The organism is Paenibacillus sp. FSL R7-0273, assembly GCF_000758625.1.
Lineage (GTDB): Bacteria > Bacillota > Bacilli > Paenibacillales > Paenibacillaceae > Paenibacillus_AQ.
Genome location: NZ_CP009283.1, coordinates 6,087,291 through 6,108,487, shown reverse-complemented (window position 1 = coordinate 6,108,487; position 21,197 = coordinate 6,087,291). Strand labels below are relative to the sequence as shown.

Below are 21,197 nucleotides of genomic sequence, written 5' to 3'. Positions count from 1 at the left end.
TGGTGGAAAGCATGAAACAGCCTATCTCAGTAACCTGGAATTTGGATTCAATTTTTCCCGGGGGATCCTCCTCCGCCGAATTCGGGGGATTTCTGATTAAGCTTGAAGAAGATATCGCTGCTTTACGGGAAAAGGTAAGCGGTGCTGTTTTTCCGGTCAGCGCATATGATACGAACGCACTCGATGATGTAATCGGGCTGCTGCAGAGCTGCGCAGGCCGCCTGACACAGGCTTCTGAGTTTGCCGGCTGCCTCGGTGCCCAGAACCAGCAGGACAAAGGGGCTGTGCGCCTCTCTGCCAAAGTAACCGGGCTGCGCGCCGGCTTTGAAGGCATCAGCTCGCAGTTCGACAACATCCTGCGCCAGACCTCTGACGAGGTGTGGGCACAGTGGATGGCCCGTCCCGAGATTGCACCGCTCACCTTCGTATTGAGTGAACGCCGCGATCAGGCCCGCGAGAAGATGAGCCCTGAGCTGGAAAGCCTTGCCCTGGAGCTGGCTGTTGACGGATACCACGGCTGGAGCGAGCATTATGAGACAATTGTCGGCAAAGTGGAAATTCCCTTTGAAGATGAAGAGGGCGTTAAGCTGCTGTCTGTCGGCCAGGCCTTTAACAAGCTGAGTGATGATGATGCCGGTGTACGTGAAGCGATGTTCCGCAAATGGGAGGAAGCCTGGACAGAGGCGGAGGACTACAGTGCGGATACACTGAATCATCTGGCAGGCTTCCGTCTTAAGCTGTACAAGGGGCGGGGCTGGGATGATGTGCTTAAGGAGCCGCTGGCCATCAACCGCATGTCGCGGGCAACCCTGGATATGATGTGGGAGGTTATTACCAAAAGCAAGCCGGCGCTTGTTTCTTACCTGCAGCGTAAAGCGAAGGTTCTCGGCAAGGATTCGCTGTCCTGGGTTGATGTCGATGCTCCTGTCGGCAAATCCTCCGGCAAAATCCCTTACGAAACAGCGGCAAAAGACATTGTAACGCAATTCCGCAAATTCAGTCCCAAGCTGGCGGATTTTGCCGAGCATGCTTTCGACAATGACTGGATTGAGGTCGAAGACCGTGCAGCCAAGCGTCCGGGCGGCTTCTGCGTATCCTTCCCGGAGAGTAAGGAATCGCGTATTTTCATGACCTACAGCGGTACGCCTTCCAATGTATCAACACTGGCACATGAGCTGGGCCATGCCTATCACTCCTTCCTGCTCGATGACCAGCCTTTCTTCAATCAGAACTATGCCATGAACGTTGCCGAGACGGCCTCGACCTTTGCTGAGGTTATCGTGTCTGACGCCCAGGTAAAAGCGTCCGCCGACGCCGATGAGAAGCTCGCGCTGCTTGAAGCGAAAATTCAGAACAGCGTAGCTTTTTTTATGAACATCCATGCCCGCTTCCTGTTTGAAACCCGTTTTTATGAGAAGCGCAAGGATGGCCTCGTCAATGCGGCTGAACTATCAGCGCTTATGGAGGAGGCACAGAAGGAAGCCTTCTGCGGCGTGCTGTCGGAATATCACCCTCATTTCTGGGCCTCCAAGCTTCACTTCTATATTACGGATGTCCCGTTCTATAACTTCCCGTACACGGTTGGTTATATGTTCAGTACGGGGCTGTACCGGCTGGCCCTGCAGGAAGGACCGTCTTTTGCTGATAAATACGACAGTCTGCTGCGTGATACCGGGGTAATGACACTTGAGGAGCTTGTGATGAGACATCTTGGCGTTGATCTTACAAAGCCTGATTTCTGGCAGGGTGCAGTAGAGCTTATTGTCGAAGACATTAACGAATTCCTGCAGATGACTGAGCAATACGCGTGAATGTTTGTCGAATATCGGACAAATCATAATATTGCAGAATAAAATGAATATTCAAGTGTACGTGTGAATGCGCAAAAGCCCCTAATCAGGGGCTTTTTTTATATGGTTTATTGTCGAAAGAGGTCGTATTTGTAAAGGTTTCTTAAAATTAATGCTGTAAACTGCGCATACATAGGGATATTCACCCAATTATGTTGAATAATGTTGAAGGTCCGAAAACTGTGTCCTATAATGAGCCTAAAGCCTTATATAAGGCGTGCTACACAACAAATTAAAGAAAAATTTCATAAAAAACGACTGAATAGCGATGTGCATATGATTTCCTAGTTTGTTTTGTCGAAGATTATCGTATGTAAGCTATGAAGCAAGTTTTGCCGAAGTAACGCAAGGAAGTAATGCTAAACAAAACTAAGCGTATGCTTCCGAAGCAAGTTTTGTCGAAGAGACCCAAGGAAGTAATGCTAAACAAAACTTTTAGGAGGAACAACATGCTACGAACGGAACAGCTATCTCTGGCAAGACAGGTGGATTTAGTATTTAAGGAGCTGCAGGAGGAATTGTCCGGGTTAAGCTCCGGCACGGTATTCATACAGATCAGAAATAATGTCATCGGCAAGTTCGGTATCCGCCATAATCCCTTGTCCGGACGCAGCGGTGCCTTTACTGATCCACAGGAGGGATTAACCGCTGGGCAGCAGTCCTCGTTCCGGCTTATGGCCCTGGAGAGCCTAAAGTACAAACGCCGCTGGACGCATGGAGAGATCAGCTATGAATTTGCTGTCCGCCAGGGCTTGGTGGTGGTTGATGCCACTCTGGAATCCAACTACAACATGGCTAACCTGATGATTCGTGCTCCGCGCGGCCCGCATTCCGGCGAGCTTTCCGACCAGTATCTCGGCTGAGCCATACATAGCTTCCAGTACAATAAAAAAGCCCGCCCGCGCTTCGGCATGAAGCGCAGGCAGGCTGTAAAGCTAGTCCGTCAAGGAATGAATCCTGCCGGATAAATCGGCTGAAAAGATGATGTTACGCACGACCGGAAAGCTGTTGCTCTGCCAGTTGTACTAGACGTTTGGTGATGTAACCTCCCAAAGAACCGGTTTCGCGGGAAGTGTAGTTACCGTAGTAACCATCTTGAGGAATCGTTACACCCAGCTCCTGTGCTGCTTCGAATTTCAACTGCTGCAGCGCTGCATTCGCTTGCGGAACGACCAGGTTGTTAGAACGGCTTCCACGACCTTGTTGACCTGCTTGACCCATGTTTGTCACCTCCTTCGTCCGTTGTGAAGATAGTATGGGCGCGGGGAGGAGAATTCATGCACGGAATCAGAAGTTTATAAGGCTGGAAATTATATGAAATTTAGAGCTTGGGATAAATGATTTCAAGTGTGCTCGGCAAAGCTACGGTATCACCGGGATTTAGGGTAATGAGCCCTGTGAAATCTGCATCCCGGTCAAGGTTGGGCGCATCCGGCAGCCAGGTATACGGCTCAGCGCATAAGTACTGGTCAGCCAGTCCCTTCGTATAGATAACCCAGTGGCGGAAATGGCTCCTGTCTGCTGTATAACGGATGCCATATCCGTCTTCACGCATCAGCAGGGCCTCTGACGGCTGCGGCCCGCCGGTTCTAAATACAGTGTCCAGATCCTTGCCTGCAAGGTTCATTCCATAATGTATGGAATCCAGCTCACCCAGAGGGAGCAGATTGCCGCTCGTAAGCAGCTCGTTATTCAGCTCATAGATGCCTTCTGCAGGCAGGGTCAGCTTCCAGCGCTGCGGTTCACCGTCAATCATGAACCAGGTATGGTAGCCTATTCCGAAAGGAATGCTTGTGTCTCCCAGATGGGTCACCTTCAGCGTCTGCTGCAGCCTGGCGTCCTGCAGCCTGAAGGTCATCTCCATACGCAGCGGTACAGGGAACTGTGACATCCAGCGGGGATCATCTGCGGTATTAAATTCTGTCGTTACAGCACAGCCGTCCTCATCTTCCTCGATATCACTGACGCACCAGGACTGGGTCCGGTGCAGGCCGTGGATGTGGTGATCTCCTGCCGAGTTCTGCTCGAACTGGTAGCTGGCGCCCTTGAACCGGAATTGCCCCTTGCGTATGCGCCCCGGGGGAACTAACAGCGGGATGCCGAAATGATAGGGCTTCTGCATATAATAGGCCAAGTCACTTTCATCAGGCGTGCGCAGGATTTGCCGCTCTTCCTTGCGGTCCCATAAGGAAATAACGTTATTTCCGAGCCGCGGCAAAAGCGTGACTTCCAGTTCACGGCTATGCAGAATATAGGTATCATAACCGCCCCACTGCCCTTTGGTCACCTGTTTCATAAGAGATATGCTCCTTTAACTTAACTTGATGGCATAGAACATGGATATCTTTATCATAACAGATTTATTCAGCGGTGGATAAGCGATTTGACAACTTCACAGTCACGCTCTATGATGAATGCATTAAGATATGATTACAATGTGATGACAGGGACAAGTAAGCAGACAGTGCGCCTTCAGAAAGCCGGTGGTTGATGCGAACCGGCAGGACACTCCTGGCTGAATGGACCCTTGAGCGCCGTGCTTGAACAGGCTGCAGGCCCCAGTAGACCGGACGGCTCTTCCCCGTTAACGGAAGCTAAGGCCTGCTATGTGCATTGTTCCGCCGGAACATCACAAGCGGCGAATAAGGGTGGCACCACGGTCTCACGTCCCTTGCGGATGTGGGGCCTCTTTGCGTTCTGTTCACATTGAAATACATTCAGGAGGTATGAAATCATGGCTAAAAAAGTATTGTCGGGCATTCAGCCCAGCGGCTCACTGACACTTGGCAACTATATCGGCGCGATCAAAAATTTCGTGAAGCTGCAGCAGGAGCATGAATGCTTCTTCATGGTCGTAGATCTGCATGCCATTACAGTGGCCCAGGACCCGGCAGCGCTGCGTGAGAATTCAGAATCTGTTGCAGCCCTTTATCTGGCAGCAGGCATTGATCCGAAGATTTCCAACGTCTACATGCAATCACATGTGCCGCAGCACGCAGAGCTGGGCTGGATTGTAACCACACTGACTGCAATGGGGGAGCTTGAGCGGATGACGCAGTTCAAGGATAAATCCTCAGGCAAGGATTCGGTGGGGGCAGGACTGTTCGTGTATCCGTCGCTGATGGCCGCAGACATACTGGTCTATAATGCCGACCTCGTGCCGGTCGGGGAAGACCAGAAGCAGCATCTGGAATTAACCCGTGACCTGGCAGGACGGTTCAACCACCGTTTCGGAGATTTCTTCACTGTACCTGAGCCTTATATTCCGGAAGTAGGGGCACGGATCATGTCGCTTGACGATGCAAGTAAAAAGATGAGCAAAAGCAACCCGAATGCGGGCAGCTACATTGCACTGCTTGACCCGCCTGACGTCATCCGCAAAAAGATCAGCCGGGCGACAACCGATTCAGGGCGTGAAGTAGTGTACGATCCGGCGAACAAGCCGGAGATCAGCAATCTGATGAGCATCTATGCAGAGTGCTCGGGACTAAGCCTGCAGCAGATTGCCGACCAATATGAAGGACAAATGTACGGAGGCTTCAAAAAAAATCTTGGCGAGGTGCTGGTGGCAACACTGGAGCCGCTGCAGCAGCGTTATCAGGAAATCCGCAGCTCGGGCACGCTAAGCGGTATTCTGGCTGAGGGTGCAGAGCGTGCGCGGAATGTAGCCTCCGAAACCTTAGCCGGTGTTAAGGAACGGATGGGCTTCCTGCCTTACCGTTAAGAGGAACGCTGTGCGCGGGCCTCTGCCCTGCGTCTGAGCCTGGCTTTGAGGATAAAGCCCCAGCCGATATTAAGGATGCACAGCAGGCCCAGCAGCAGCGCCAGCCAGAGATTATAGCTGATACTGATTGAAGCGGCTGTAAGAATGAGGATTGAAGAGGTTGAGAACCAGAGAGACAGACCTTTACCCATATGTGCCAGCCTTCCTTTCTATATTAGCCATGGATTGATCCTGCAGGGTTATAACCTGCGGGATTTTTTTGTATGCAGAAGAAGGAAATATCTTCACAATGAAGAATTGCTACTGAAAACGCTTTATGGAGATTGTGCCCTAAGCTGCTGCAGTCGTCAAGAGGGGGAATACATGGGGCACAGGCCAAACAGGCAGAGCAGCCATTCCCTGAATACAGAGAATGCTGTTCTGCCTGTGTTTCTGATACATGTGATAACTAAAGCTTCATGGAGCCGGGATCAATGGCAAACCGTTCATCCAGCTTTTCGCTGCTGAGCCAGCCTACATAGGTGTTAAGCACATGATAATCATTGTCCATAGCCAGTACGGCTACGAAAGGGAATTGCTTGCGGTGTAAATAACGCACATCCCCCCAGCGTACAATATAACCAGAGGTGAGCTCCTCAACCTCAGCCACAGCATAGGAGGTAAAGTACAGAAAGGCCTGGACATCGGGATGTGATTTGGAATGCTCTACAGCGGGGTGGGTGGAGCACACTGCATGCTTGAACCATTCCAGCCGTCCCCCGTTCAGCAAACCGACGTTGTAGCTGCCGTCCTGCTTGGCTTTGACCACATTCCAGCGCGTCGGCGAGATTGACGGGATGACAATATAGCGGTCACCCTGATCATGGTGCATATCCTTGTTCTTGATGTTGTGCGTTATCCGGGCGTGCACAACCGTCCTCCAGACATAGTAAGCTGCTACGCAGATGTACAGGATGGTGAACAGCGGCGCCGGAGGCACCATACCGCTGATCCAGAGAATGATTGCAGCTGCGTGGCTGCCGAAGATAAACGGATCAAAGATATGGATGATGTTCCAGGCAATCCATTTCTCGGTGAACGGCCTGGCGGCCTGGGTCCCGTAGGTGTTGAACATGTCCGAGAATACATGGACGGCAACGCCGATAAAGCTCCAGAGCGCGATATGACTTAACGCCTGCAGATCCGTAAAGCCGAATAACGGGCCGATTACAATGGTAATCAGGGCCGGCCACAGCAGCAGGAAGGGCATGGAATGCGTGATTCCCCGGTGGTTACGGATGTACAGGGCATTATTCTTGAGGCGCAGCGCAGTATCGGCATCAGGTGCTTGAGAAGCCAGTACAGTGGCGATCATGACGGCTCCGGCCAGGGAAGGCTGTGAGGCAACGACAGGATCGACGAAGGATAGTCCGGCGAGCCCCAGGCCCATTACAAAATGTGTAGCAGTATCCATTGGTCAGATCTCCTTTGTACGGAAGTTCTCTATTAATAACTACCCAATTTCAGGCTGACTTATTTAGGCGGAAGAGAAATAAATAAAGTCACGTAATTGTCGAAATGATGAACATCTTGGTCAATGATTGTCAAAGTCTTTTGCGGTTTGATATGATAAAGTTAACAGCGGAACGAAATTTAATCTCAAATATGAGCGGTTTAAAGGACCAAGGCTCCTGACCGAACGCTTAGAAGTCCCTAAGAAGGAGGAACACCAAACGTGGACAATCAATTAAGATATCAGGCTTCTTCCGATTCCGCGGCAGCACAGGCCAAATCGCCCCGGGAAGGCGCAGGCTGGCGTGATTTTATTACAGTAACGAAGCCGGGCATTATCCGCTCCAACCTGATCGCAGCCTTTGCCGGGTACTGGGTGGCATCCGGCTGGGATGTGCAGTATGGCAAGTTAATTCTGACACTGCTTGGTACGATGCTGGTAATGGCCTCTGCCTGTGTGTTCAACAACTATTTTGACCGTGATCTGGATATGAAAATGGAGCGGACACGCGAGCGCGGTCTGCCAACAGGCAGGCTGAAGCCGAATGTTGTGCTGATGTACGCTATCGGGCTCGGGATTGCCGGTCTGGCTGTACTGTTTGCATTCTGCGGTATGCTGGCCGGATTGTTTGGCATTGTCGGTGTATTCGTGTATGTTGTCATCTACACGCTCTGGCTAAAAAGAACATCGACCTGGAGCACCTCAGTGGGTGCCATCTCCGGCGCTATGCCGCCGGTCATCGGTTATGTTGCCGTTACCGGAACGGTTGATCTCGGCGCCTGGCTGCTGTTCGCAATGCTCTTCCTCTGGCAGCCGCCCCATTTCTGGGCCCTTGGCATACGCCGCAAAGAGGAGTACAGAGCCGCAGGCTTTCCGCTGCTTCCGGTAGTAAAGGGAGTGCGGCGCACCAAGTTCCAGATGATCCCTTACGTGGCACTGCTGCTGCCTGTACCTGTGCTCATGTATGCCTACGACTATGCCGGGATTTTTTATCTCGTTATATCGCTCGGGCTGTCTGTAGCCTGGCTATACCTGACTATAATCGGCTTCAAGGCAAAGGATGATGATGCCTGGGCCAAGAAAAATTTCTTCTTCTCCATTAATTACCTCACTGTCAGTCTGATCGCGCTTGTGCTGAATACGATCCACGGATAAGAGGGGGGAAGCCTGTGCAAACCTTGAAGCGCTACAAATGGACCTGGCTGCTGCTGCTGGTTGCTGTGGGTATGGCGGTTTATCTGGCAGTCAGCTCAATGGTTCCGGCCAAAAGCAGGCTGCCGGTCATCGGGGAGGTACAGGACTTCTCCTTGGAAAATGTGGACGGTAAACAGATTACGCTGGCAGATACGCAAGGGAAGGCGCGGCTGGTGTATTTCTTCTTCACCGAGTGTCCGGATGTATGTCCGATTACCACGTATATGCTGTCTGAAACCCAGGATTTGCTGGTCAAGGACGGCAGCTTCGGTAAAGATACGGCTTTTGTATCCGTCTCCTTTGATCCCGAGAGAGATACGGCCTTGGCTATCAGGGCGTTCGCTGACCGTTTTCACGCGAATTATGACGGCTGGTACTTTCTGCGGGGTGACCAGGAGCAGGTGCGCAAGCTTGCAGCAGATTCCTTCAAGGTTCTTATCTACGGGGATAACAAGGATAACTTTGCGCATGCCAACCTGATCGGACTGGTAGACCGGGATAATCAGCTCCGCGGACTGTATGATGCCGGTGATACGGAGAATATTACGCCCGAATTCCTTGCCGGTGCACTGAAAAGACTGGCCAGGGAATAACAGCAGGGATAATTAAAAAACGCCTTGTCCGGCTCCTCTGCAAAGGGAGACCCGGACAAGGCGTTTTTTTTACATACGTTAAAGGAAAGGGAGCGGCTGGGGATAAATGATGTATTCCTCAAGTCCGGCCTTTTCAAGCTGGGTAATGCTGTATTCGTCAGGAGTTCCTTCGACACCTGCGTAGCCTCTGCGGGTATAGATATGAACCGCATCCGGAAAGGCATCGCGCAGAATACCGCGGATTTTTTTGCCTGAGCTGTCGTTATCCATATAGAGGTACACCTCACCGTCCCCGATTTTGCGCCGCAGTGTGTCCAACTTCAGGGTGTTAAGTGTACCGAAGGTGCATTGGATGTCTACTTCCGGAGTTAGCACGCGGCGCAGACGGCTCTTGTCGTTTTTGCCTTCAACAATGATTGTAATGGACATGGGACGTCACCTCTGAATATGAAGTATCTGGAAGGGGCGGGTAAGCTTAAGCGGATTAAATATTAATACCGCTGCTTACCGCTTATTTTACCTAAGCTTCGTCATTTTTAACAGCAGGAAGGCGCAATAAGCGGAATCATTCCCCGGGAAATGTCGTAAAAAGAAAATGGCCCGGCAGAGGCCGGGCAGCGGTATGGCTGATTATAGCAGTAAAAGAGGGCGGACTTTGGCGTGATTTGTTGCAGCTGTGTTTTAAGCGAGATTAGGCTGCGGGATTGTTCAGGCCGGGATGATAGACGGAAGGCCTGCTGATGCTTCTGGGCGGAAGCAGCAGAATAGCCGTCATCAGCAGCACGAAGGCAATGAAGTAAGGCGAGACATGTCCGCGAAGCTGTCCGGCGGCAACCGGTCCGGCAAAGGCGCCAAGCGACATGGCAATCGACTGCAGCGAGAAGGTGCGGCCTAAACGGCCGCCGCTGCCCAGGCTGATGAACAGCGAGGCCATCGCCGGGAACAGCACGCCCTTTGCCGCTCCAAGCAGGAACAGCACTACGCCCGCCGGAACAGTTGTAAATGCGGCCAGTGTAAAGAAGCAGAGCGCCATTGCCAGCAGTGCGGCCGCAATCCGGCCGGACGGAGACACGCGGTTGAGGAACATGAGGCAGAGTGTGGCCAGCGCTCCGAGACTCATTAGCGAGAGTAATACGCCTGTTGAGACCATGCCGTCCTGCCCCTGGGACAGGGGCAGCTCGAAGAACAGGACGCCCTGTGAGCAGGAGACGAAGAAGGGCAGCAGATAATAACGCCTGCTGGTTCCGGCTTGTTTGCCGGAGGGCAGAGCCGGCTTCAATGAGGCTGGCTCTGACTGAGGCTGAGGCTGTGAAGCCAAAGCGCGGGCCGGCGCATGCTTTGGCACGCTGATCAGAGCCATAAGGCCTGTAGCAATCAGGAGCCAGCCGAGTGTGGTGAAGGTGCCGGAATACCCGGCCTTATGCACAATATAGGCACCGGCTGCCGGGGAGACCACTGAGGCCAGCGTATGGATGATGCCATGCCCCGACATATATTTGCCCTGGGTGGTTGAATCGCTGGACAGTGAGGCCAGCAGTGTCATGCAGGCTGGAGAGAGAAAAGCCAGCGCAAAGCCGCTGGCAGCCCGCAGCACGAGCAGATGCCAGGGAAGCTGGGCGTAAGCCTGCAGAAGCAGCAGGATTCCGGCTGCTACCAGGCTGAAGACGATATAACGGCGGCTGCCGTTTTTGTCAACGAGTACGCCGGCCAGCAGGTTGCCGGGGAGATGGGTCAGCGAATACATGCCCATCATCCAGCCGATAAAGGCGGGGCCTGCACCGAGTGACATGGCAAACGGGGTCAGGATCGGATACTGGGCGTGCAGGTCAAAAAAGGCCAGGAACAGGAACAGATACAGCCACAGTGCGGTTTTCACGGTATACACCTCCGGAAGGACCGGCTACAGCCTATAAAACAGGCCTGCCGGTGTCTTTTTGAATATCGGCATTAGGGCAGCTTCGGCCAGCGGGTTGCAATCAGGCCTACTTGTACTTTACGTGCGCCGCGGGGGGCTTATACCACTTTATTCGTCTAACCTGCATGCCGCCGGGCAATCATGAATTATATGGGGCATTCATGTATAATAATGAATATGAATATTGCGATAGGGGTGTTGTGAAAGTGATGGATCCGGCAGTATGGTCACAATTTATCAGAGAGAATTGGCTGGTTATTGTAATAGCGCTTATCATTCTGTTTGCGGTTATTAATCTGGTCAAAACGATGCTGAAGTGGGCAATTGCAATTATTATTATCGCCGGCCTGTTTATCTACAGCGGGGTTACTATGGATCAGATCGGTGATGCAGTGAACAAGGTGGCTGACAGTACGGTAAGTACACTGAAGAGCGAAGCGCAGGAGGTTATGCTGAGCGAAGCCAAGGAAGCAAGGTATACCTCGAACGGGGACGGCACCTTTACCATTACAACGCCGAATCTTGAGGTTAAGGGAAGCGCCGGAGAAGACAAGGTTGAAGTGACCTTCCGCGGTGTCAGCCTCGGGAAATGGAGTATTAACGATACGACTAAGGCTTTTATTGATGAGGCGAGGAAAAACGGGAATTAGTGTGCAGAAAGGAGAATGGACATGCTGGACAGCTGGATAGCAAGCCTAAGTGAAGCTAACGTCATCTCGGTCCTGTTGCTGCTGGTTGTGTTCTTTTCCCTCCTGCAGGGCTACAGCCGCGGATTCAGCCGTGCGGCAGGCGGATTGTTCGGCCTGCTGGGAACAGGGCTGCTGACTGCGGCAGCCCTGATTATTGCTGTGCCTGCGGCCTTGTATTTTTCACCGGTAGCCGAAGGCTGGGCAGAATCGGTTGTGCTGCCGGACACGAGGCTCAGCGGCTGGCAGCAGCTGTATTACACTGCTGTGTCTGTGCTGGCGGGCTCACCGCTGGTGCGGTTTTTCCTGCTGCTTCTGCTGGGCTACAGCCTGATCCGCCCGCTGCTTGGCCTGCTGTTTATGTTCCTGCCCTTCCGTCTGGCGCGGCAGGGCGAGCGGCCGCACAGCCGGAAGATTACCGGGACCAGCCGGCTGGCAGGTGCGGTTATCGGGCTGGCTGTCGGGCTGGTGCGCGGACTGGTGCTGGTCTTCGCCTTGTATATCGGAGTAGGGCTGAATCCGGACAGCGGATTCAGCCGCTATGTCGAATCCTCTCCTATATACAGCCAGAGTGCGGCAGCGGTGTTTGAACCGATTGCCGGTGATAATGTGCGGAGCAGGCTGCCTGTCCTTACCAAAGCGGTAGCTGCCGAAATGAACGATATCCTGCGCCGCAAATATGAGGTAATTGATCATGACATCTCACCCGACATTGAGCAGGCAGCAGCTGATATTGCCGGACAAGCCGCTGATCCTGAGGCCAAGGCCAGAGAGCTCTACGACTGGCTCGGCTCCCGGATTACCTATGATTACAGCAAGGCTGATAATTATGAGCAGAACGGGATCTGGAAGGAACAGACGCCGCAGGATACCTTCGATACCCGGCTTGGGGTCTGTATTGATTATGCCCGGCTCTATGCGGTAATGGGCCGTTCCCAGGGGCTTCAGGTCCGTGTTGTTACCGGCAGGGGCTATGACGGACAGGGCGGCTACGGGCCGCATGCCTGGAATGAGGTCTATATCCCTGACCGGCAGGCCTGGATTCCCCTAGATTCCACCTGGGCCTCCAGCGGAGACTGGTTCAATACCAAGGATTTTGCGGATACCCATATTAAAGAGGATGTGCTGTGACAAAGAGGAACTCAGACCCTGTTATATGGTACAATTCGTAGGAAGTAATGTGCATGATAGGCCGCAAAGGTTTATTTAAGCTGTAAAGGAGTGAAAAACTGTGAGTTTTTTCCGTAAGCAGGCCTCTCCGCCAGAAAAGGAGACCACCAAGAGCTCTCTTGGCCTGCGGATTAACGTGTTTTTTTTCAGCACGTTCGTTATTTTCTGCGTCATTATTATCCGTCTTGCAGTTGTGCAGTTTGTTGAAGGGCCTATGCTTACTGAGGTGGAGACCAGCCGTGATACCAAAAATGTCCCGCTTGCAGCTATCCGTGGCGTGATCCGTGCGGCAGGGGGCGAGGAGCTTGCCTATTCAACATCAGTACAATCGTTATACATTACACTAACTAAGGAATATACAGCCAAAGCCACGGACAAAATCACCGGCGAAACAGCATTGACCCCGGAGGCCAAGGCGAAGGGCGAGGCGCTGGCGGCGAGGCTGGTGGCCGATTTCAAGCAATATGGTGATCCCGCTGCAGTACAGCTGACGGAAGAGGACATCATTAGTTCGCTGGATTTGTATTTCAAGAAATATTCAGGCTTTATGGCACGGCGGATCAAGGCAGGGCTGACTTCGCAGGAAGTGGCTTATTTTATGGAGCACAAAAGTGAATATCCCGGTCTTGAAATTGTTGAGGAGAGCAGCCGCCACTATGATAAGGACACAGTAGCCGTGCAGACGATCGGTTACATCAAGCCGTTTAAATCCTCCAGCAGTCTGGACATCTACAAGAACATTCAGGCGGCGATGAAAAAGATTGATGCCGATCCGGGCCTGAGCTATAAGGATGATGAATTTGTAGGCTTCGACGGGCTTGAGCTGCAATACCAGCGCGAGCTGCGCGGCAAAAACGGCTATCAGGTCATTTCGGTCAATCCGCAGAATATGGCTGAAAAGGTCGAAGAGGTTGTGCCGCCCGTTAAAGGCAACGATGTATGGACGACGATCAACAAAACCATTCAGATGAAAACGGAGCAGGCAATTACGGATCAGATCGACTGGCTGCATTCCCATGCTGTACAGGGTAAGACTCATCCTGACGCCCTGACAGGTTATGCGGTAGCGATGGAGGTTGATACGGGAAATATCGTTGCGATGGCGAGCATGCCGGACTATGATACGAATGTGTGGACGGCCGACAAGATGGATACGAAGGTATGGAACGAAATTATGGGTAACTATCAGAACGGGACCATTACGCCGTATTCCTCGGGAATGTCGGGACATGAGTTCGGTTCTACCGTGCTGCTCGGCTCGACCATTAAGCCGCTGAGTGTGCTTATCGGCCTGAATGAGGGCTTTTTCACGACTTCCACCATCTATCAGGATAGAGGTATTGCCTATTTCGGTAAAAATGACAATGCCTCTGTCCGTAACGCTTCCGGTCACGTGTACGGATCGATGGACCCGGCCAGAGCGATTGAGAAATCCTCCAATGCCTTCATGGTTGATATGATCGGCAAGAAGCTGTGGGAGAAGTATCAAAATAAGGGGATTGAAGTCTGGGACCAGTATATGAAGGAATTTGGACTAGGCGTTTCGACCCAGAGCGGATTGCCGAGAGAGTTCCTCGGACAGATCAACTATACCGATACTAAGGCAGCAGGAAGTGCGCAGGCTGCGCTTGTCTATGCTTCCTTTGGCCAGCAGGGACGTTATACCGTGCTTCAGCTTGCCCAGTATACTTCTACTCTGGCCAATGAAGGTGTGAGAATCAAGCCGCAGCTGGTCAGCAAAATTACCGACTCTGAAGGGAATGTCGTTAAGCAATTCCAGCGTGAGGTGCTGGATGAGGTCACTACCTTCGACAAGGCACATTGGAGGGAAGTTATTAAGGGCATGAAGAGTGAGGTTTCGGCGTTCTCTGATTTCGCTTATGATTTTGCCCGCAAGACGGGAACCTCGCAGCAGACGGACAGAACAAATACCAACCGCGATAACGGGGTATTTATTGCCTTTGCCCCGCGCGAGAATCCTAAGCTGGCTGTTGCCGTAGTTATTCCAGAGGGCGGATTCGGCTCTAACAGTGCTGCCCCGGTAGCCCGCAAAATTTTTGATGCGTATGACTGGGAATACGGCCTTGACGGTGTACCGAAGAAGACCCAGCAGGCTGCTGACGGAGCTGCTTCTGCAGCAGACGGAGCAGAGACAGATGGAGCCACAGACTGACAACAACAACTAAACTAAACAAAACCCTCTATAAATGAGGGCACACAAGAAATGGAGGGGTGGCAATGACTGCCAGATACCGCCTGCTTGCACTGGATATGGATGGAACCCTGCTGAATGATGAACAACTGATAACGCCCAAAACGGTGGAATGGATTCAAAAAGCGGTCGATGCCGGCGTTCACGTCTGCCTGTCCACAGGACGCGCATTCCGGAGCGCCATGCCTTATGCAGAGCAGCTCGGCCTCAAGACTCCGATGATCACTGTGAACGGCAGTGAAATCTGGCGCGAGCCGCATGAGCTGTACCGCCGCTCGCTGATGGACCCGGCGCTGATCCGGCAGCTGTACGATATTGCCGGCCAGCACGGCATCTGGTACTGGGCCTATTCCACAGAGCAGGTGTACAACCGCAACAACTGGGATGGAGACATTATGGGCCGGGAGTGGCTCAAATTCGGCTATTCGACCGAGGATGACGAGATCCGGCACAAGCTGCTGATGCAGCTTCAGGATTTGGGCGGCCTGGAGATTACCAACTCCAGCCCGACTAACCTGGAGATCAATCCGCTTGGCGTGAATAAGGCCTACGGAATCGGTGAGGTGTGCAAGCTGCTAGGAATCGACATGTCAGAGGTGGTTGCCGTCGGCGACAGCCTGAATGATCTGGCGGCAATTCAGGCCGCCGGTCTGGGTGTTGCTATGGGCAATGCCCAGGAGACAGTGCAGCAGGAAGCGGATGCCGTAGTTGCCTCGAATAACGAGGACGGCATCGCTGAAGTGATTGAGAAATATATATTAGGTGTAACTGCAGAATAGCTGCAGTTTGTACACTTGTATTTGGGCAAAGGTGGCTCCCGCGTTTTTGCGACGTGAGTTCAAGGAAGTTAATGCTATCAAAACTGGAGGCTAAAGGAATGGTAATCCTGGGTTGGATTCTGATCATTGCTTTGTTTGCGGTAGGGCTGGCGGGGGCGGTGTATCCGATACTGCCCGGTGCGCTGGCGATTTATCTGGCCTTTTTTGTATACGGCTGGTTCTTTTCGTTCGGATCGTTTGGAGTCTGGTTCTGGATTATCCAGACCCTTATAGTAGTTGTGCTGTTCGTAGCGGACTACGTGGTCGGGGCGTGGGGCGTCAAAAAATTCGGAGGCTCCCGTGCCTCGGTTATCGGGAGTACCATCGGGATCATCGTTGGACCGTTCGCTATTCCTGCCTTTGGCCTGATTCTGGGCCCTTTTATCGGCGCGTTCATTGGCGAGCTGATCGCCGGCTCCCAGCCCGGTAAAGCGGTCAAGGTCAGCTTCGGCTCCCTGCTCGGCTTGTTCAGCAGCACCGTAGTCAAAATAATCCTGCAAATTATGATGGTGGTCCTCTTCTTTATCTGGATCTCTGTGAACTAAATTAACAGCGAAGAAGGCGAAACAGTTTGTCCAAGAAAGAGTCTTTTGTCAAAGGCACACTTATTCTGGCGGCAGCCGCGCTCATAGCCCGCGTTCTCGGGCTTGCCCAGCGGGTGCCGCTGGAGCATTTATTGAATGTTACCGGTGAAGCTGCGTTCACACAGGCCAACCAGGTGTATCTGCTGCTGCTACCGCTGGCTACCGCCGGAATTCCAAGCACGCTCAGCAAAATGGTATCCGAGCGATACGCTCTGAACCGGCCGGATGAGGCTCAGCAGGTGTACCGGGCAGCTCTAATTTTCTCTGCAGTTGTAGGTGTTCTGATGAGTATTGCCCTGTACATAGCAGCCCCTTATTATGCAGAATATGCGAAGGTTCCCGAGAGTACACTTGCAATACGGGCTATTGCTCCGGCGCTGCTGCTGTTCCCCACCATTGCCATAATGCGCGGTTATTTCCAGGGCCGTAACAACATGATGGCCGGCGGGATTTCACAGATTGTTGAGCAGATTGCCCGGGTATCCACTGCGATCCTGCTGGCCTATATTCTGCTAAAGCAGGGCTACGACAATACTTGGATGGCTGCCGGCGCTTCGTTCGGCAGCGTGTTCGGCAGTGTCGGCGCCTTCGGGATTATGCTGTATTATGCAATGAAAATGCGCCGTACTGAAGACAAGGCGGCATTATATGATTCAAGCGCGGCCAGACTTCCGCTGCTCGGTATTTATAAGGATATTTTCAAATTATCCATTCCGATTGTATTGTCTTCTATTACTGTGCCGGTCGTGAATTTTATCGATTCTTCACTGATTGTACCGCTGCTCAGCGGACAGATCGGAATAGAGGATGCCACCGGTGCCCTGGCGATTTACGGCAGCCGTGCGATCAGTGTTGCCGGTATTCCTCCGGTGCTGGCAATTGCGCTGAGCACTTCACTGATTCCGATTATTTCAGCCGCTTACGCCCGTAAGGATGAGCAGCATCTGCAGCGCCAGGTCACGCTGGCCATGCGGATCTCCATTCTGACCGGAACACCGATTGTAGTCTCGCTGATGGTCGCTGCTTATTCGATTAACGGCCTGCTGTTCACTACTCTGGACGGCAGCGGAATAGTCGCTATGCTGACGGCCGGAACGATTTTCCAGATTACAATGATGACAACGAACTCCATCCTGCTGGGTATGGGTAAATCAAGGATTTCCATGTACTATGTGTTTGCCGGCATCCTGACCAAGCTGGCGGCAAGCTTCCTGCTTAGCAAAGTATTTGGAATATACGGGATTATCGGAGCTACGGCACTCTGCTTTATCGTCATTACGCTGCTCAACCTGCGCATGCTTAAGAAGATCGTGTCCTTTACCATTATGGGCAAGCGCTGGGGCGGCTTCGCTGTTGCCGTACTGGCCTCCGGCGGAATCGGCTATGGGCTGAATGAAGCAGGCATTATGCTTACCCGCCTGATGCCGGACCGGCTCGCGTTCCTCATAACCTGCCTGGTTGTAGGCGGAGCTGTAGTCATTATTTATCTCGTACTGCTTATCGTGCTTGGTGTGCTCAGCCGTCAGGAGATTGCCGGATACCCGCGTGTTCTGCAAAAGGTGCTTAACCCGCTGATGAAGCTCCAGCCTGCCAGAGTGCGTACACACGAATAATGCTGTGATGTTTGTCTTAATTTTATGCTTTTGAATTGACTTCCTAAGCACAATTTGCTTCACTTAGAGAAGGAACACATACAGTTTAACCAGGAAAGGATTGACCTTTGCATGGACAAAATTTCATCTGCTGCTGATTTTCAGGTGGCGGTTCAATCGCCGCGCTTAACAGTTGCCGTATTTAAGGCAGACTGGTGCTCTGACTGTAAATATATAGATCCGTTTATGCCTGAGGTTGAGCAGAAATACGCGGATCGCCTGACTCTGGTTGAGGTGGATGTTGATGCTGTCGGTGACGTCAGCCAGGAACAGAACATCCTTGGTATTCCCAGCTTTGTAGCCTACAGCGAGGGACGTGAGCTTGTCCGCTTCGTCAACAAGCTGCGCAAATCCCGTGAGGAAATCGAGAATTTCCTGGACCGGGCGCTGGAAGTGTATCTGACCATCAGCAAGTAATGACTACCAGAAGTAATGTAATTTCTACAGCCTGAAGCACAAGCACCGCTTTCGCCTTGAACAGAGCAAAAGCGGTGCTTTTTTCAAACAATCATAAGGGTTCATAGGCAAGCCGTGTCCATATATCTCCTTCCATTCATCTTTGTACAATGGGGTGATCAAAGTGACGACAGCTCATTTGAAGTGGCTCAGCTACATAACCTGCCTCATGATGTTCCTCGCCTTGTTCGGAGGCGCCGTCGTAACCAAAACAGGCTCCGGCCTGGAATGCGGCAATGAATGGCCGCTCTGCCACGGTAAGCTCATTCCGGCATACACACTCGGCTCAATGATCGAATACACCCACCGCTTGTTCAGCGGCCTTGCCGGCCTGCTGTCACTGGCTTCCATGGTTTTGTTCCTGCGGTTTGCGCGCCGGCGCAAGGAACTGCTTGGTTATGCACTCTTAACCCTTATATTCGTTGTCGTGCAGGGAGGAATGGGAGCGCTTGCGGTTATCCGTTCGCAGTCGGCGGCGGTGATGGCGCTGCATATGGGCTTTTCCCTGATTGCTTTTGCCAGCTCCCTGATGCTTGCTCTTGGAACCAGGAGATGGCATGAATCTGCGGGACAGCAGGAGGCAGACGGCCCCCCGGTGAGCCGGGGCTTCCGCAACTTAACCTGGATAACGGCGTTATATTCTTATATCGTTGTGTATATCGGCGCTTATGTCAGTCATACGGATTCACAGGGAGGCTGCTCCGGCTGGCCGCTCTGTAACGGGGAATGGTTCCCTGAGCTTACAGGCGGTGTGGGGATTGTGTTTATGCACAGGGTGGCGGCAGCGCTGCTGTTTCTTTTGACGGCCATACTGGGTCACCTGGCATTCTGGAGATATAAGAAGCTGCCCGAGCTGCGGATGCTGGGAGTAGCCGCGGTTACGCTCTGCCTGCTGCAGGTGTTCAGCGGTGCGGCTGTGGTCCATACGCTGTATAACGATAAATTGTACATATTTGCTGCGCTTTCCCACATCGTGCTGATTGCCGGATTATTCGGGGTTCTGAGCTATATGAGTGTGCGGGTGTGGCAGCAAAGCGGGAAATAAAGAGTGAATATGTTGAAAATAAGTATCTGTTTGGGTTAGGGGGAACAAAACGTGGGATTCATAAATTTACGCCAGTGGATGGAGCAGCTCCGCAAGGACAAAGAGCTGGCTGTGGTGGAGGTTCCTGTGGACCCTTATCTGGAGCTCCCGGAGATTCACCGGCGTGTCTTACGGGAGGAAGGGCCGGCACTGCTGTTTACAAATGTAAAAGGAACCCCGTTCCCTGTGGTGACCAATCTGTTCGGGACCTTCCGGCGTGTGGACAGGGCGTTTGGCAGCAGGCCGGAGCAGCTGCTGAAGTCAGTGGCCGGAGCCGCTGAAACGCTGCTGCCGCCCTCGCTTCCGAACATGTGGAAGGAAAAGGCGCTGGTCTACAATCTGCTGAAGACAGGCATAAAGCATGTGCCGCAGGGGGAAGCGCCGGTTCTTGGCGTCTGCCGCACAAAGGCTCCGCTTGAAGAGCTGCCGCGTGTCACCAGCTGGCAGGAAGCGGGCGGCCCTTATATTACGCTGCCGCTTGTGTATACAGAGAGCCTGGCTAAGCCGCAGAAGCACAGTCTCGGCCTACACAGGCTCCGCTTCATCGACCACAGCACAGCCGAAGCTGACTGGCAAAGAAACCAGGGAGCGGGCCTGTTTCAGCAGGAGGCCGCTGCCCTCGGTGAAGCCCTTCCGGTCTCTGCCTTTATGGGCGGACCGCCTGCGCTGATTGCAGCAGCCAGCGCCTCTCCCGGCGTAAGGCTGCCGGGTCTGGTGCTTGCTTCGCTGATTCTCGGCAGCAAGCTGCCGATGGTCAGCGATCCGCTGGGCGGCCACCTCATTCCGGCGGAGGCGGAGTTTGCGCTCCGGGGTCTTGTCCCGCCGCAATCGGCTCCGCAGCAGGCTCCGGTTATGCACGTACAGCGGATCTGGCACCGCAAGGATGCGATTTATCCGGCTTCCATCGCTGTTACTCCGCAGGAAGACAACTTCTACCTGGTTAATTACCTCCAGCAGCTCCTCTCTCCGGTACATCATCTGGCTATGCCCTCAGTGGACGCTTTCTGGACGTATTCCGAATCTGGCCCGGGAGGATTGTCTGCAGCAGCTGTGCAGGATAATTCCCCGCAGGAGGCGCTGGCTGCCGCCTTCCGTATTCTTGGTGAACGCCAGCTGTGCAGCAGCAGGCTGCTGCTGCTGACGGGCGGCCCGGCAGTCTTTGCCGATCTTCCGGCTACTCTGGAGCATGTTCTGGAACGCTTTAATCCGGCTGCCGGCCTGCATGTGTTTAGCTGCGCAGCTCCGGACGGGAATGAACGCAAGCCTGGTTCAACCAGCCAGGCGGTAATCATGGGAGTAGGACCCGCCATACGGGAGCTTCCCCGTATCTATACAGAGGGACAATTGCCAGGAATTACGGAAGCCATTCCTTATTGCGGGGGATGCTTAACCGTTTCCGGTGCATCCTATGAAGAGGACCCGGAGCTTCCTGTCCGGCTAAGTGCTGCGCTTCGCGCACAACAAACAGCCTGGCCGCTGGTTATAGTGACGGATCATGCTGCTGAGGCAGTACGCACCCAAAGCTCCTTTTTATGGACAGTATTTACCCGGTTTGATCCGGCCGGGGATATCTATGCCGCATCTGAGCTGCGGCAGCATCATATCAGCTACAGACTGCCGGTTGTCATCGATGCACGCATGAAGCCTGGATATGAAGAGGAGCAGACACCCTGCAGCAGTACACTGGATTTGGTTGACCGCAGCTGGAGCCGTTATTTTCAGCAGTAAAGCTTAGCTAACCATTCATTAAAGGCCGGCATTATACAT

Annotated in this window: 20 protein-coding genes; 14 read left to right on the top strand and 6 right to left on the bottom strand. The window is 52.9% G+C overall.

Going from position 1 to position 21,197, the window contains the following annotated elements; all coding sequences use genetic code 11:
* The first annotated feature begins 11 nt into the window (after positions 1 to 11).
* Together R70723_RS26290 and R70723_RS26285 are read left to right on the top strand one after the other, a co-directional pair.
* The gene (locus R70723_RS26290; protein WP_039879302.1) at positions 12 to 1,811 is read left to right on the top strand and encodes a M3 family oligoendopeptidase; all 1,800 of its coding nucleotides are present in this window, start codon (positions 12 to 14) and stop codon (positions 1,809 to 1,811) included.
* A gap of 488 nt (positions 1,812 to 2,299) precedes the next feature.
* Positions 2,300 to 2,713, top strand: a complete 414-nt coding sequence (locus R70723_RS26285) for a hypothetical protein (protein WP_039876913.1) — start codon at positions 2,300 to 2,302, stop codon at positions 2,711 to 2,713.
* A 124-nt stretch (positions 2,714 to 2,837) separates the two neighbouring features.
* On the opposite strand, the gene R70723_RS26280 is transcribed toward R70723_RS26285, so the two are convergent.
* Positions 2,838 to 3,071, bottom strand: coding sequence for an alpha/beta-type small acid-soluble spore protein (locus R70723_RS26280; RefSeq protein ID WP_039876911.1), 234 nt, complete (start codon positions 3,069 to 3,071; stop codon positions 2,838 to 2,840).
* A gap of 100 nt (positions 3,072 to 3,171) precedes the next feature.
* The gene (locus tag R70723_RS26275) at positions 3,172 to 4,146 is read right to left on the bottom strand and encodes an aldose 1-epimerase (protein ID WP_039876909.1); all 975 of its coding nucleotides are present in this window, start codon (positions 4,144 to 4,146) and stop codon (positions 3,172 to 3,174) included.
* Positions 4,147 to 4,584: 438 nt separating this feature from the next.
* Between R70723_RS26275 and trpS the strand changes: the two genes are divergently transcribed.
* Entirely contained in the window at positions 4,585 to 5,574 is a 990-nt protein-coding gene (trpS, locus tag R70723_RS26270; protein ID WP_039876906.1) for a tryptophan--tRNA ligase, read from the top strand.
* Here the strand turns inward: trpS and R70723_RS26265 are convergent.
* Both R70723_RS26265 and R70723_RS26260 read right to left on the bottom strand, forming a co-directional pair.
* A complete protein-coding gene (locus R70723_RS26265; protein ID WP_039876903.1) occupies positions 5,571 to 5,765 on the bottom strand; it encodes a hypothetical protein in 195 nt (64 codons plus the stop codon). The genes trpS and R70723_RS26265 overlap by 4 nt on opposite strands.
* 257 nt (positions 5,766 to 6,022) lie before the next feature.
* Positions 6,023 to 7,027, bottom strand: a complete 1,005-nt coding sequence (locus tag R70723_RS26260; RefSeq protein ID WP_039876900.1) for a metal-dependent hydrolase — start codon at positions 7,025 to 7,027, stop codon at positions 6,023 to 6,025.
* A 261-nt stretch (positions 7,028 to 7,288) separates the two neighbouring features.
* Here R70723_RS26260 and cyoE point away from each other — a divergent pair, with 261 nt between their 5' ends.
* Both cyoE and R70723_RS26250 read left to right on the top strand, forming a co-directional pair.
* A complete protein-coding gene (cyoE, locus tag R70723_RS26255; protein ID WP_039876899.1) occupies positions 7,289 to 8,221 on the top strand; it encodes a heme o synthase in 933 nt (310 codons plus the stop codon).
* A gap of 14 nt (positions 8,222 to 8,235) precedes the next feature.
* Positions 8,236 to 8,853, top strand: a complete 618-nt coding sequence (locus R70723_RS26250; RefSeq protein WP_039876898.1) for an SCO family protein — start codon at positions 8,236 to 8,238, stop codon at positions 8,851 to 8,853.
* 78 nt (positions 8,854 to 8,931) lie between these two features.
* Here the strand turns inward: R70723_RS26250 and R70723_RS26245 are convergent, their stop codons facing one another.
* Positions 8,932 to 9,282, bottom strand: a complete 351-nt coding sequence (locus tag R70723_RS26245) for a DNA primase (protein WP_039876897.1) — start codon at positions 9,280 to 9,282, stop codon at positions 8,932 to 8,934.
* Positions 9,283 to 9,544: 262 nt separating this feature from the next.
* On the bottom strand, positions 9,545 to 10,729 hold the full coding sequence (locus R70723_RS26240; RefSeq protein ID WP_039876894.1) for an MFS transporter: 1,185 nt from the start codon (positions 10,727 to 10,729) through the stop codon (positions 9,545 to 9,547).
* 248 nt (positions 10,730 to 10,977) lie between these two features.
* Between R70723_RS26240 and R70723_RS26235 the strand changes: the two genes are divergently transcribed.
* The 9 genes from R70723_RS26235 (at position 10,978) to R70723_RS26195 (ending at position 21,158) form a co-directional block, all read left to right on the top strand.
* Positions 10,978 to 11,418, top strand: coding sequence for a hypothetical protein (locus R70723_RS26235; RefSeq protein WP_039879300.1), 441 nt, complete (start codon positions 10,978 to 10,980; stop codon positions 11,416 to 11,418).
* A 21-nt stretch (positions 11,419 to 11,439) separates the two neighbouring features.
* Entirely contained in the window at positions 11,440 to 12,585 is a 1,146-nt protein-coding gene (locus R70723_RS26230; RefSeq protein ID WP_039876892.1) for a transglutaminase domain-containing protein, read from the top strand.
* Between the two features lie 100 nt (positions 12,586 to 12,685).
* Positions 12,686 to 14,797, top strand: a complete 2,112-nt coding sequence (locus R70723_RS26225) for a peptidoglycan D,D-transpeptidase FtsI family protein (RefSeq protein ID WP_039876890.1) — start codon at positions 12,686 to 12,688, stop codon at positions 14,795 to 14,797.
* A gap of 65 nt (positions 14,798 to 14,862) precedes the next feature.
* The gene (locus tag R70723_RS26220) at positions 14,863 to 15,615 is read left to right on the top strand and encodes a Cof-type HAD-IIB family hydrolase (protein WP_039876888.1); all 753 of its coding nucleotides are present in this window, start codon (positions 14,863 to 14,865) and stop codon (positions 15,613 to 15,615) included.
* Positions 15,616 to 15,713: 98 nt separating this feature from the next.
* Positions 15,714 to 16,199: a DUF456 domain-containing protein gene (locus R70723_RS26215; protein WP_039876886.1), complete on the top strand. Its 486-nt coding sequence runs from the start codon at positions 15,714 to 15,716 to the stop codon at positions 16,197 to 16,199.
* A 26-nt stretch (positions 16,200 to 16,225) separates the two neighbouring features.
* On the top strand, positions 16,226 to 17,851 hold the full coding sequence (locus R70723_RS26210; protein WP_039876882.1) for a putative polysaccharide biosynthesis protein: 1,626 nt from the start codon (positions 16,226 to 16,228) through the stop codon (positions 17,849 to 17,851).
* A 111-nt stretch (positions 17,852 to 17,962) separates the two neighbouring features.
* Positions 17,963 to 18,307, top strand: a complete 345-nt coding sequence (locus tag R70723_RS26205) for a thioredoxin family protein (protein ID WP_039876880.1) — start codon at positions 17,963 to 17,965, stop codon at positions 18,305 to 18,307.
* Positions 18,308 to 18,470: 163 nt separating this feature from the next.
* Positions 18,471 to 19,391, top strand: coding sequence for a COX15/CtaA family protein (locus tag R70723_RS26200; protein ID WP_039876878.1), 921 nt, complete (start codon positions 18,471 to 18,473; stop codon positions 19,389 to 19,391).
* A 78-nt stretch (positions 19,392 to 19,469) separates the two neighbouring features.
* Positions 19,470 to 21,158 carry a UbiD family decarboxylase gene (locus R70723_RS26195; RefSeq protein WP_372238265.1) on the top strand — a complete coding sequence of 563 codons (1,689 nt, stop codon included), beginning with the start codon at positions 19,470 to 19,472 and terminating at the stop codon, positions 21,156 to 21,158.
* Positions 21,159 to 21,197 lie beyond the last annotated feature (39 nt).

What these genes read in the sequence shown, in the direction of transcription:
- R70723_RS26235 (WP_039879300.1), top strand. Translation starts at nt 10,978, where the DNA reads ATGGATCCGGCAGTATGGTCACAATTTATCAGAGAGAATTGGCTGGTT.
- R70723_RS26290 (WP_039879302.1), top strand. Translation starts at nt 12, where the DNA reads ATGAAACAGCCTATCTCAGTAACCTGGAATTTGGATTCAATTTTTCCC.
- R70723_RS26275 (WP_039876909.1), bottom strand. Translation starts at nt 4,146, where the DNA reads ATGAAACAGGTGACCAAAGGGCAGTGGGGCGGTTATGATACCTATATT.
- R70723_RS26245 (WP_039876897.1), bottom strand. Translation starts at nt 9,282, where the DNA reads ATGTCCATTACAATCATTGTTGAAGGCAAAAACGACAAGAGCCGTCTG.
- trpS (WP_039876906.1), top strand. Translation starts at nt 4,585, where the DNA reads ATGGCTAAAAAAGTATTGTCGGGCATTCAGCCCAGCGGCTCACTGACA.
- R70723_RS26205 (WP_039876880.1), top strand. Translation starts at nt 17,963, where the DNA reads ATGGACAAAATTTCATCTGCTGCTGATTTTCAGGTGGCGGTTCAATCG.
- R70723_RS26220 (WP_039876888.1), top strand. Translation starts at nt 14,863, where the DNA reads ATGACTGCCAGATACCGCCTGCTTGCACTGGATATGGATGGAACCCTG.
- R70723_RS26280 (WP_039876911.1), bottom strand. Translation starts at nt 3,071, where the DNA reads ATGGGTCAAGCAGGTCAACAAGGTCGTGGAAGCCGTTCTAACAACCTG.
- R70723_RS26265 (WP_039876903.1), bottom strand. Translation starts at nt 5,765, where the DNA reads ATGGGTAAAGGTCTGTCTCTCTGGTTCTCAACCTCTTCAATCCTCATT.
- R70723_RS26260 (WP_039876900.1), bottom strand. Translation starts at nt 7,027, where the DNA reads ATGGATACTGCTACACATTTTGTAATGGGCCTGGGGCTCGCCGGACTA.
- R70723_RS26215 (WP_039876886.1), top strand. Translation starts at nt 15,714, where the DNA reads ATGGTAATCCTGGGTTGGATTCTGATCATTGCTTTGTTTGCGGTAGGG.
- R70723_RS26195 (WP_372238265.1), top strand. Translation starts at nt 19,470, where the DNA reads ATGGAGCAGCTCCGCAAGGACAAAGAGCTGGCTGTGGTGGAGGTTCCT.
- R70723_RS26230 (WP_039876892.1), top strand. Translation starts at nt 11,440, where the DNA reads ATGCTGGACAGCTGGATAGCAAGCCTAAGTGAAGCTAACGTCATCTCG.
- R70723_RS26285 (WP_039876913.1), top strand. Translation starts at nt 2,300, where the DNA reads ATGCTACGAACGGAACAGCTATCTCTGGCAAGACAGGTGGATTTAGTA.